This window comes from Herbaspirillum sp. GCM10030257 (genome assembly GCF_042666555.1).
Taxonomy (GTDB): Bacteria; Pseudomonadota; Gammaproteobacteria; order Burkholderiales; family Burkholderiaceae_D; genus Noviherbaspirillum.
On the sequence record NZ_JBHTDH010000010.1, the window covers coordinates 188,749 to 200,908 of the forward strand.

Sequence of the window (12,160 nt, forward strand, 5' to 3'; positions counted from 1 at the left end):
CCTGCATGGAAAACAGGATACTTGTCTATGCCCCGGTTGGAAAAGATGCTGTGCTCGCATCAAAGGTATTCCAAGTCGCCGGATTGGAGTGCTATGCATGTAAGAGCATCGTGGAGATTTTGCATGAACTGAGCCAAGGTGCAGGTGCCTTGTTCATTGTGGAAGAGGCGCTCAGAGCCGGTCTTCTCACGCCACTTGCACAGTATGTGGCGGAACAGCCTACCTGGTCAGATTTACCAATTCTCATATTGAGCAATCACGGGGTTGAATCGCCGGGACTGCACCATGTGGTTGAAAGACTAGGCAATGTCACATTATTGGAGCGGCCAGTCCGTGGTGCCACTCTAGTCAGTGCCGCGCGCTCGGCACTACGTGGCCGTATGCGTCAATATCAGATCCGCGAAGCCGATCGGCTCAAGGATGAGTTCCTAGCTAGTCTTGGGCATGAATTGCGTAATCCCCTGGCGCCGATCCGAACTTCCATGCAGGTACTCAACGGTATGTTCCCTGTTGCCACTGCTGTGCACGCAGTCACCCAAGTCGTTGAACGTCAGGTGGCTCACCTTACGCGCCTGGTTGATGATCTGCTGGATGTGGCACGCATTACCAGCGGCAAAGTGACTTTGCAGAGGGAGCGTGTGGCACTGTCTGCAGTGGTAGCGCACACGGTCGAGATTTGTAAGCCTCTGCTTGATGCGGCCAAGCATCGGGTTGACGTGTCCCAGCCCGCTGGCGATGTGATGCTGGACGGCGATCCGGCCCGGCTCGTACAGAGTCTGGCGAATGTGCTGGCAAATGCCATCAAGTTTACGCAGGAGCCGTCGACTATCCTTTTTACGGTGCAAGTTGCCGGAAACAACATCATCGTCAAGATCAAGGATTCCGGAATAGGTCTGGAAGGCGACGCCTTGTCACGTATTTTTGACATGTTCACACAAAGCGATCCAGCGCATGGGCAAATCTTTGGCGGGCTCGGAATTGGCTTGGGGCTGGCAAAACGCTTTACCGAGATGCATGGCGGCAGCATCCATGCAACCAGTGACGGTATCGGCCATGGCTGCGAGTTCGTACTGACGCTTCCTATCGTGATCCCGACTGAACGCTATGACGAGCAGCCATCTGCTGAACCGGAAAGCAACCAGAATGGGGCGAGCAAGCTACGTATTCTCGTGGTCGACGACAATCACGATGGGGCAAATATGCTGCAGATGATGCTGGAATGTGATGGGCATACGGTCTTCACGGCATACAATGGCCGGCAAGCAATCGAAACGGCCCAGCATGCGAAGCCCCATGTCGTTTTAATGGATATTGGCTTGCCTGATATGGACGGGTACACCGCAGCGCGCAACATCCGGCAGCAATTGGGAAGAGACAATCTTGTGATAGTTGCCTTGACCGGCTGGGGACACGACGATGTGCGTCAACGTGCAGCCGAGGCGGGCATGCAACATCACCTAGTGAAGCCGGTTGACCTAACGGTTTTGCGAAACCATTTGGCGCAGATCGCGCATGCCGCGTAACTTGCAATCGGCTTGCAGAAATTCAATCGGATTGGTAATGCCGAGGATTCACGCTCGGTCGAATCCGGCTGGCCACCTCCATAGCTTAATATCCACTTCTTGATATTACTGCAGACATTCAAGAATTCTGGCTGATAGGCCGTAACAGGTCGGCAACGGCCAGTCGCCACCAGCCAGGTAAGGTCTGGAAAGTGTCCTATAGCTGATAGCAACTCGAGACCTGCCTACCGCCGAGTTCAGCCAATAGCGGACTAATCCATCGATCCGCGGTAGCTAAACTTGACGTAAGCTCCCGATCCGCGGACATTCTCATATAAGTCACTCAAACAGATTCCAGTGAGGCGTAATTGGCTTGAGAAAACTGTCAAATATAATCAGCGATGCAGCGATCTGAAGAGCCTAACAGAATTTTTGTGTAAAGCGAGGTCATGAAATAATGCCGAAAGGGAAATTCCATGACCGACGTAATGAGCACCAAGAAGCCTAAAAAACAGAAAGCGCCACCGCCGTTTCCAATCGAACTCATTGACCAGTTGCTGGCAACGGTCCAGAACAAGGATGCCGAATCGATTCTGGGCGAATCCGGACTGGCCGGTCATCTCAAGAAGATGCTGGCCGAACGCATGCTGGCGGCCGAACTGACCCATCACTTGGCCAACGAAGGCGATGCAAGCAAGAACCACCGCAATGGCACATCTTCCAGGAAGGTACTGGCGCCTGGCGGCGAACTGTAGCTTGATGTACAGCGTGACCGGCTGTCGAGCTTTGAGCCCAAGTTGGTGGCCAAACACCAGCGGCGCATGCCTGGCTTTGACGATTATGTCATCAGCATGTACGCACGCGGCATGACGGTACGGGAGATGCAGGGCCACTTGCTGGAGCTGTATGGCACCAAAGTGTCACCGGACCTGATTTCCACCATTACCGATGAAGTCATCGAAGTGGTGACATACTGGCAGCAGCGTCCGCTGGAGGCCATGTATCCGATCGTGTACTTCGACGCGCTACGCCTGAAGATCCGTGACGAACGGACAGTCAAGAACAAGGCGGTATACTGGCACTTGGGGGTGCGCGCCGATGGTCGTAAAGAAGTGCTGGGATTGTGGGTCGAGCAAACCGAAGGGGCCAAGTTCTGGCTCAAGGTCTTCAACGATCTGAAAAACCGCGGCTTGAACGACATCCTAATCGCGGTAATCGACGGTCTACGCGGCTTCCCGGAAGCTATTGAAGCGGTCTATCCACAGGCGCAGGTCCAAACCTGCATCGTGCATTTGATCCGTAACTCGACGACCCTGGCAGGATGGAAGGACCGCAAAGACTTTGCAGCAGCGCTCAAGCCGGTCTACTAGGCGGCTAACGCGGATCTGGCCGCTGCGGCGCTGGAAGAGTTTGCCGCTGGCCCTTGGGGTAGCAAGTTTCCGACGGTGGCGGCGATGTGGAAACGCCAATGGCAGCAGGTGATTCCGTTCTTTGCGTACCCACCTGAGGTCAGAACCATCATCTACACTACCAATGCTATCGAAAGCCTGCATATGCGAGTGCGCAAGATCGTCAAGAATCGGGGCTACTTCCCCAGCGACGAGGCTGCGACCAAGCTGCTGTTCCTAGCCTTGCGCAATATTGAAAAAGATTGGAAGATGCCGCAGCGGACGTTGAAGCAGGCAGCCAATCAGTTTGCCATCATGTTCGGCGAGCGCTTTACCGACGCCATTAACTAAACCGACCTCGCACACAGAATTCCTGACACGTCCGATCTGAACCGACAAAGTCGAAATCTAGCACCCTATATGAACCATCATCTCAGTATTTCCACTGATCATTACCAGCGTATTTTCGAAAGTTCACCAGCCTCTTTTCTCATCCTGCTTCCCGATGCGGATTTTACGATCGTTGCAGTCACTGAAGATTACCTGAGGGACACGCTGACGGAGCGGGAAAACATTCTGGGTAAGCCTCTCTTCGACGTCTTCCCCGATAACCCCGTCATTCCGGAATCACACTCGACAGGGCTGTTGGCTGAATCTTTTCGGCGAGTCATTGCGACGAAATCTGTGGATACTATGGCGCTCCTGCGGTATGACATACCCAAACCAGACGGAACAGGCTTCGAGGAGCGTTACTGGCGTCCGGTAAACAAGGCGACGCTTTCACCGGACGGAGAAATTCTTTACATCATCCATCGCGCCCAGGACGTAACCGATTTCGTGCAGCTTCTCGCTGAGAACAAAGCTCACGAACGAGAGCGAGCCGAATTAACTGCGCAGAAAATGATAATGGAAAAGGAGGTTCAGTATCGGAGTATGGAGCTTGCGGCAAAAAATGCCGAGCTAACATCTACCAATGAAGTATTGAAACAGTACACGGACCAGATGCGGGACGAGGCCCGTAGGAAGGACGAATTTCTGGCGATGCTCGCCCATGAACTGCGTAATCCGCTTGCGCCGATCGCAGCCGCAGCCGACCTGCTTGGTCTGGGTCATCCAGACGAGGCTCGGATCAAGCAAACCAGCGGCATCATTAGGCGCCAGGTAAAGCACATGACCGGGTTGGTCGATGATCTGCTTGATGTCTCACGTGTCACCCGTGGCTTGGTAACGCTTGACAAGACAAAGCTTGATGCAAAAAGAATTTTGTCTGATGCAGTCGAGCAGGTGCGGCCGCTGATTGAAGCGCGCGGTCATCGACTAGCATTGCATACGCCGCCCGAATCGGCTTTCGTATCAGGGGATGAAAAACGATTGGTACAGGTCGTCACTAATCTGCTGACCAATGCTGCGAAATTCACGCCGGAAGGCGGCGACATTGTCCTGAGCATGGAAGTGGATGGCAGCCATATCAAGATAGTCGTTTCCGACAACGGTGTCGGCATGACGACGGAATTTCAGGCGAGAGCATTTGAACTGTTTGCTCAGGCAGCCCAGACATCCGACCGTTCTCAAGGTGGTTTGGGGATTGGATTAGCGCTAGTAAAAAGCTTAATGGAGCTTCATGGGGGAAGCGTCACGGTCCAAAGTGACGGGGTCGGGAAGGGAAGCCGATTTGTGGTGTGCCTGCCCAATTTACTTGAAAAACAGATTTCCGCAAACCTTGAACCGCAAGCCTTAAACACCGATGATCCGAGCAAGGCAGTAAGGGTGATGATAGTGGATGACAATGCTGACGCGGCACAGATGCTAGCGATGCTCATCGAAGCCTTAGGACATCAAGTGCTTGTCGAACACCATCCGCGCCGAGCCCTCGAACGCGCCCAAATTGAAACGCCGGATGTTTTTCTACTCGATATCGGCTTGCCCGACATGGATGGCAACGAACTGGCACGGCGCCTTCGGATGCAGCCTGAGACGACAAAGGCAATCTTGATTGCCGTTACCGGTTACGGCCAAGAACAAGACCGCGATGCTGCGCTGAATGCTGGCTTCGACCATTACTTTGCCAAGCCAATGGATAGCGCAAAACTGGCTAGCCTACTAGCTGAAATCAATAATAACTAACTGCACTAACGCTAAAAGGAAGTAACCAGCAATGTCCGTTTTGAGTCGACAAGTGTCTATCACCGGCGGTCAGACAGGCCCGTAAGGTGGCCTATAGCTGACGGCAGGATAATTCCGGCCTATCGCCGAGTCCGGCAGATGGTGTTGAAAAATGTCCCTTGACCTCTGATGAGGAGGTCGTAATGTGACAGGACGACATCGCCGTGGAGGCCATCATGATGGGGAAGCAACTTATTCCTCGGCAACGTACTGAACTGATTAATCTAGAAGAGTTCGTCCCACAGGATCATCTGCTGAGAGCCATTGACCGTCATCTTGACCTAACAGAATTCCGCGCGCATCTAACGGACTTCTATAGCCAGATAGGGTGCCCTTCGGTAGATCCAGAACTGATCATCCGCATGCTAATTATTGGCTATTGCTACGGAATCCGTTCTGAGCGCCGGCTGTGTGAAGAGGTGCATCTGAATCTGGCGTATCGCTGGTTCTGTCGGCTTGGCATCCATGACAGGGTCCCGGATCACTCGACCTTCTCCAAGAACCGCCATGGTCGGTTTCGCGATAGTGATGCTTTCCGTGAATTGTTCGAGTCAGTACTGCGCCGATGTATGGCCGAAAATCTTGTTAGTGGTGAAGGCTTTGCCACGGATGCGAGCGTCATCAAGGCAGATGTTCGGCGCCAGCATGCGGTAAGAGGTGTACAAGAGATTGACTGGGGCAATCCCGAGCACTGGACTCGTCCAGTCAGAGAATACCTTGCTGCATTAACCGCAGCCAATCCTCTCGTCGATCCACCGAAGTCTATCTCGCTAACGGATCCGGGGGCGTCCTGGACGGCCACTGCGGGCCCCGTCTTCTTTGCCTATTCAACTAATTATTTGGTCGATGTAAAGGCCGGCATCATTGTCGATGTTGAGCCGTCATCAACTAACCATGGTGCACAAGCACAGGCGACACGTATTATGATCGACCGAGTCGAGCGGCGATTTCAATTGAAGCCGCAACGGTTGATCGGCGACACAGGCTACGGGTCTGCCTCCATGCTGGGCTGGCTAGTTGAACAGAAGGGAATTGAGCCACACGTGCCGGTATGGGACATGTCAGCACGCAAGGATGGAACCTTTGCTGCAAGTGACTTCATCTGGGACGCCACTGCGAACGAATACCGCTGCCTGGGTGGACAGGCATTGCGCAGTCAATGGCGGACATTTACCAATCCACGGTCCCACATTACCAAAGCTGACACGATTCTCTATCACTCCACTAAGCAAGACTGCCAACACTGCAGTCTGAAACCGCAATGCTGTCCCAATACCCCGACCCGCAAGATCGCGCGCAGCATCCACGAAGATGCGCGGGACCTGGCTCGCAGCATTATGGACACACCGCAGTATCAGCAGTCCCGATGCGAGCGCAAGAAGGTGGAGATGCTGTTTGCCCATCTCAAGCGCATTGTGAAGCTGGACCGCTTAAGACTGCGTGGACTATCAGGGGCACACGATGAGTTCTTACTGGCGGCGACGGCACAGAACCTAAGACGCTTGGCAATACGGTTGACTCATGGAGCCCTAAGCACCCGAAGATAAATGTTTTGACGTTGCGCGGCGGAGCCAGCAGCGTTTGGATAAGAGGCCCGCAGTCTTTCTAGCCGTAGCATTGGACAAGCCTCGAACGTAAGCAAGGAAGGCATCGACGTGCTCGTCAATCGACTGGTACTGCCAGTTTGCGCTGACCACCTTCTTGGCCGGCCCCCATAGCGCTTCCACTGGGTTTAGTTCGGGCGCGCGCTTGGGTAGCCAAATCAACTCGATGCCGAGACGCTTGGCGAGGGTTTGTGACGACCTGGCGGTATGGCTGGTATCGCTATCGAGTAGCATGACGATATGCCTACCCCGGTAATGGTGATGCACCTGCCATAGAAATCTATGGTTACCCTCCTTTTTGCAACCTGGATTTCAGACGTTGTGCTGTGGCTTGCGTAAATCTATCCGGCGTCTGTGTGGAGAGGTCGATCTCCGCGCCACGATGAGAGTCGCGCCTGACAGTCCTGAAAACGCCTTCGGCTTCAAAGAGCCATTTCTACGGTGAGGTTAGCTGTCAGGCCGGTGCGCCGTTCACGTCATCCAATTTCTCCAGTCGCAAAACCAGTTGGGTGATTCAATACAACTGCATGGTGGATCGGGGTGCTATGCGGTTCTGGCAACCGCGATCCGGTATTCTGTGTGCCGGGCCGCCATTGCCCAGACGGTACGCGCCAGCTTGTTGGCTAATGCGCAGGCAACGACATTGGAGTGGCGTCGCATCAGCATTTCGCGCACCCATTCCGCCACGCGACCCGTATGGCGCTCCAGTCGCTGCATATAGGCACGGGCGCACTGCACCAGCAACCGCCGCAGGTTCTTGTCGCCGCGCTTGCTGATGCCAAGCAGGAGGGCTTTGCCACCGGTGCTGTACTGGCGCGGCACCAGCCCGATCGAGGCAGCGAAATCCCGGCCGCAGCGGTATTGCCTTCCGTCGCCAATCTCGGCCGACAGCAGGCTGGCAGTGATGGGGCCGAGCCCCGGCACTGCCAGCAATCGCTGACCCAGGTCGTCATCAACCAGCTGCCGGGTTAGGTCCTTCTCCACTGCGGCAATCTGTTCCACCAAGTATTGGTAATGGTTATGCAGCCGTTCGAGCAGGGATACCAGCCGTACTGGCAGGCGGTGTTCTGCCAGCACGGAAAAAAGACGAGTGATTGCGGCTTGGCCGATGGGCAGGCTGATGCCGAATTCCAGTAGGAAGCCATGGATCTGGTTAGTCGTCTTGACCTTGTCGCGCACCAGTGATTCTCGTACCCGGTGTAGTGCGCCCAGCACCTGCTGAGCTTCGGTCTTCGGTGTGACGAACCGCATATTAGGACGCGAAGCGGCTTCGCAGATTGCCTCGGCGTCGATGAAATCGTTCTTGTTGCTCTTGACGAAGGGGCGCACGAACTGAGGATTGATCAGCTTGACGTCGTGGCCAAACGATGCCAGGTGCCGCGCCATGTGGTGCGCGCCGGCGCAGGCTTCCATAACGACGGTGCAGGGGTGAAAGGTAGCAAGGAACTCGATGAGTTGCTTGCGGGAGAGCTTTTTGCGAAAGACGGCTTTACCGCGCCGATCTTGGCCGTGCAGGTGGAAAGAATGCTTCCCAAGGTCAATACCAATCAATGTCACGTCTTCCATAATGGTCTCCGCTCAAAGTAAAAACACCCTACCAGCGTAGTCGCTGATAGGGTGGAGGGTAACCATCTCATTACGCCTGGAACTCTCCAGCCCGTTGACGTCGGCATGCTCTGAACAGACGATGCCCGGTCTTCAAATTCAAGCAGCCAAAGACGACGCGTCTAGCATTGCCACCACTGAGCATGACTCGGGCTGGTACCCCACGCGGTGACCACATCGCGCGCAGTGGTGGGAACTGAAGTAGATCTGTCTCATCCTCGGCGAGGATGACGCTGCGCTCCGGCAAGCGCCGTAGAATCTGCTGAATCTGGCTTTTTTTTCTCGCGTTGTGGATCTGGCGCCAGCACATAGCGTGGCCGCTTCCACCGGTAACCCATCCGCCGCAGGCAAAGACGCAGCGTAACGTCACAACACTCGACCTGCAGATTCTTGCGCACTTGGTCGCACAATAGCGGCGCCGTCCAGAACTTGGCCTGATAGCCGCAGCGATCCGGCGTGATAGCCAGCAGTGCTTGCAACAAAGTTTCGACCCGGTCGTCGGCATGACGGGGACGTCCCGGACGCGGTCCATCGGTCAACGCCAGCGCGGTATGCTGCCGTTGAAACCGAACTGCCCAGTTATGAATGCTTTGCCGGGTGACGCCTAACGCCGTTGCCACATCCTTGACTTGACGCCCGCGGCTGCATTCCAAGAGCGCCAGGGTGCGACGATACAGCCGGGCATCATGGGTCGTATGGAGTGTTTGCTCGAGTAGCTGTTGCTCTTTTGCAGTTAAATGGATTCCATTCATGGCAATTCCCTCCTGCCAAGTGCTTGGAACCAGTCTAGGTCAAAATCCTTTCCTTTGCCTGCTTAGCATGCGTACTATGTAAACCGGAGTTTCTTCGCGAGCTCGGCCAACTTATATGGCTTGTTAATGAACGTGAATTCGTCGGCGCCACTATGTTGCGCTTTCAATGCCGGTAGAGGGTATCCTGTTGCTAGCAGTATTTTCATGGTCGGGCGCAGTTCCCGCGCCCGTTTTGCCAGTTCAATGCCTGTCATGCTCGGCATCATGACGTCTGAGAATAGCACCGCAATGTCCTTGGTCCGTTGCAGTGTTTCCAGCGCTGCCACTCCATTGTTGGCGGTAAGCACCTCATAGCCGATGCTGCGGAACAGGGCCGCCGCCATCTCCATCACATCCGGTTCGTCATCAACCACTAATGCCTTCTCACTACTGTCTTCGGCTGAAACAGTATCACTACCGCTTTCATCAAATGCCGGCAAAAACAAGCTGATTGTGGTCCCGCGATCAATTGCTGAGTCAATACTCACGCCTCCTTTGGACTGCTGCATGAAGCCATACACCTGGCTTAGCCCTAAACCAGTGCCCTTACCGATCTCTTTGGTAGTGAAGAACGGCTCAAACGCGCGAGCCATTACCTCAGGGGACATGCCTGATCCGGTATCCGACACTGATACCTTCACATACCGTCCAGCCGTTAAACCGGTAATTTGCTGGTCGTCCAAGGTTACATTCGATGTGAAGATCGAGATGGCACCACCGTTTGGCATCGCATCGCGTGCGTTCACCACCAAGTTCAGCAATGCAGTTTCAAAGCGGGGAGCATCAACCATCGCCGTCTGCAGGTCTGCTGCAAGGTTCACGTTGAACGCAATGGTGGAATTGCCGGCTCTGCGCAATACGGCTTCAAAGCCATTGATCACACTGTTCAAGTTATGCTTTTCCGGACGCAGCGGCTGCTGGCGGGCAAAGGAAAGCAGTTGCTGGGTCAGTGTGGCGCCACGGTCGACTGCGCGTTTCATACTCTCCAGGATCTTGAGCTCAGCCGGCTCCTGGGTTTTCAACGGCAATATTTCGAGACCATTGCTGATGACTGACAACAGGTTATTAAAGTCATGTGCGATACCACCGGTCAGCTGGCCGATGGCTTCCATTTTCTGGGATTGAAACAACGCTGCGTTGGCGCGCTCAAGGGCTTCGGCAGCTTCCTTCTTTTCAGTGATGTCGCGGGTGATCTTGGCAAAACCCGCCAATGACCCGTCATCGTTGTAAATCGCATCAATGATGACATGCGCCCAGAAGCGACTACCATCTTTGCGCACTCGCCAGCCCTCGCGCTCGAATCGACCGTCCTTGGCAGCATTTGCCAAGGCTGCAGCAGGCATGCCTGCGGCCTGGTCTTCAGGGGTATGGAAGCGGCCAAACGACGTGCCGATGACTTCCTCGGCGCTATACCCCTTGATTCGTTCGGCACCTAGATTCCAGTTGGTGACCTCACCAGCTGGCGATAGCATGTAGATCGCATAATCGGTCACGCCCTGTACCAGCATGCGAAACCGCTGCTCACTTTCCCGCAACGCTTCCTGGGCATTTCTGCGTTCGGTCACATCCCGTGTAATCTTGGCAAAGCCGATATGCTGACCCGTCGTATCGTAGATCGGATCAATGACGACACTGGTCCAGAATTGCGTACCGTCCTTGCGGACGCGCCACCCTTCTGATTCGAATTTGCCTTCCTTCAAGGCAATCTCAAGCGCTCTGGCTGGCAGGCCGGACTGTTGGTCTTCGGGCCTATAAAAGCGGGAGAAATGTTGACCGATGATTTCTTCGGCCGTGTATCCTTTAAAGCGTTGCGCGCCTGCATTCCAGCTCGTCACGATACCGTCTGGGTCCAACATGTAGATCGCGTAGTCGTTGATGCCTGAGACAAGCAGCTGAAACCGACTCTCCACTGCCGTTTTTTGGGGCAGCGACGGGGTCATGTCATTCATAGTATTGCCATTCCTGTAAGACTGCCGTGACTTGCGCGGCCAAGGGGTAATGGTACACTCCTGCCGCCCTGCATGCTTGGATGAAAGTATATGTACTTGAGCCGCTTTAACCATGAAAAGAACACATGACCTGTAGGCATTTTCAGGTTTTCCATACGATCGACTTACCTTGATGAGCCGCCCAATCCTGCTGGTTGAAGATGCCGAAAACGACATCGAATTTGCGCTGCTTGCATTGAAGAGGTGCGGTGTAGCCAATGAGGTCATTGTCGCCAGGGACGGCGAGGAAGCGCTCGACTACTTGCTACGCCGCCAGCAATACCAGCACAGACACCCCGGAAATCCTGGATTGGTCTTGGTGGACTTAAAATTACCTGCGATTGATGGCATTACAGTCCTTAGAACCATAAGGGCCACCCCAACGCTTGCATCGATCCCTGTCGTTGTCTTGACTGGATCGGTGATGGAAGCCGATATCAAGACGACCATTGCATTGGGCATTGAAGAATACGTTGTCAAACCGATGGATATTCAGCACTTTATTCAGACAATGTGTGGCATCGCTACACGGTGCATCCGACACTGAGTCCAGTTTAGCGTTACGCATTCCTCACGTATAACGGTGTTCCTATGTATGGCGCTACTGGCCTTTATCTATTGCGATTCATTTTCAATAATTTTATACTATTGAAATTCCGGAAACAGGAGCCAAAAAATCTCCGATAGACGTTGACTTCCTGATGTAGTCCTCGCGTGACCTTCACGACAGGATCAGGAATAAAGTCTGAGTTTCTTCACCCAAGACTTCAGCAACCTCTCCCCCCGCCATTGGGATACATCCTCGATTGCTGTGTTAGAGGCTTCCCATGAATTACCTGTCTGGCGCAAGAAAAGTCCCCTTTCTTCTGGGGCGGTTCGTAATTTACGCTTCCAATATATTTGGGGCACGTGAGGTATACGAAATATTGGAAGAGGCAGATTGACCTGCAACCCAACTTAGTCCGAAACCGCGATGGAAACTGCGGTTAGAATGATCCCCACCCGGAATTAGTGCCGTTCTAAGGTAGAGTTTTTCGGCTCCTTTGTTGCCTCTCTTCGTTGCCTGGCCCAGCACTGGCGGGCGAATTCAGCCGGCGTGAGCCAGTCCAATGCACCGTG

Annotated in this window: 8 protein-coding genes and 2 pseudogenes; 5 read left to right on the plus strand and 5 right to left on the minus strand. The window is 54.2% G+C overall.

What is annotated here, in order from left to right:
• Nucleotides 1–110: 110 nt before the first annotated feature.
• From ACFQUU_RS16955 to ACFQUU_RS16970, 4 genes and pseudogenes are all read left to right on the plus strand, one after another.
• Nucleotides 111–1,523 (plus strand): response regulator, encoded by a 1,413-nt coding sequence (locus ACFQUU_RS16955; RefSeq protein ID WP_382249201.1) that lies wholly within the window; start codon nt 111–113, stop codon nt 1,521–1,523.
• Between the two features lie 467 nt (nt 1,524–1,990).
• Nucleotides 1,991–3,241: pseudogene (locus ACFQUU_RS16960) on the plus strand (IS256 family transposase).
• A 69-nt stretch (nt 3,242–3,310) separates the two neighbouring features.
• Nucleotides 3,311–5,014 carry an ATP-binding protein gene (locus tag ACFQUU_RS16965; protein WP_382249203.1) on the plus strand — a complete coding sequence of 568 codons (1,704 nt, stop codon included), beginning with the start codon at nt 3,311–3,313 and terminating at the stop codon, nt 5,012–5,014.
• Between the two features lie 215 nt (nt 5,015–5,229).
• On the plus strand, nt 5,230–6,600 hold the full coding sequence (locus tag ACFQUU_RS16970) for a transposase (RefSeq protein ID WP_382249205.1): 1,371 nt from the start codon (nt 5,230–5,232) through the stop codon (nt 6,598–6,600).
• Here ACFQUU_RS16970 and ACFQUU_RS16975 read toward each other — a convergent pair.
• The 5 genes and pseudogenes from ACFQUU_RS16975 to ACFQUU_RS16995 all read right to left on the minus strand — a co-directional run.
• Nucleotides 6,583–6,933: pseudogene (locus tag ACFQUU_RS16975) on the minus strand (transposase); the annotation flags it as partial. The gene ACFQUU_RS16970 and the pseudogene ACFQUU_RS16975 sit on opposite strands and share 18 nt — an antisense overlap.
• Nucleotides 6,934–7,200: 267 nt before the next feature.
• Nucleotides 7,201–8,223 (minus strand): IS110 family transposase, encoded by a 1,023-nt coding sequence (locus tag ACFQUU_RS16980; protein ID WP_382249207.1) that lies wholly within the window; start codon nt 8,221–8,223, stop codon nt 7,201–7,203.
• A 138-nt stretch (nt 8,224–8,361) separates the two neighbouring features.
• Complete coding sequence (locus ACFQUU_RS16985; protein ID WP_382249209.1) at nt 8,362–8,478, minus strand: zinc-ribbon domain-containing protein; 117 nt, start codon at nt 8,476–8,478, stop codon at nt 8,362–8,364.
• Nucleotides 8,475–9,014, minus strand: a complete 540-nt coding sequence (locus ACFQUU_RS16990) for a helix-turn-helix domain-containing protein (RefSeq protein WP_382249211.1) — start codon at nt 9,012–9,014, stop codon at nt 8,475–8,477. Before ACFQUU_RS16990 ends, ACFQUU_RS16985 begins: the two co-directional genes overlap by 4 nt.
• A gap of 74 nt (nt 9,015–9,088) precedes the next feature.
• Complete coding sequence (locus ACFQUU_RS16995; RefSeq protein ID WP_382249213.1) at nt 9,089–11,002, minus strand: PAS domain S-box protein; 1,914 nt, start codon at nt 11,000–11,002, stop codon at nt 9,089–9,091.
• A gap of 172 nt (nt 11,003–11,174) precedes the next feature.
• Here ACFQUU_RS16995 and ACFQUU_RS17000 point away from each other — a divergent pair, with 172 nt between their 5' ends.
• Entirely contained in the window at nt 11,175–11,588 is a 414-nt protein-coding gene (locus ACFQUU_RS17000) for a response regulator (protein WP_382249215.1), read from the plus strand.
• Nucleotides 11,589–12,160: the final 572 nt, after the last annotated feature.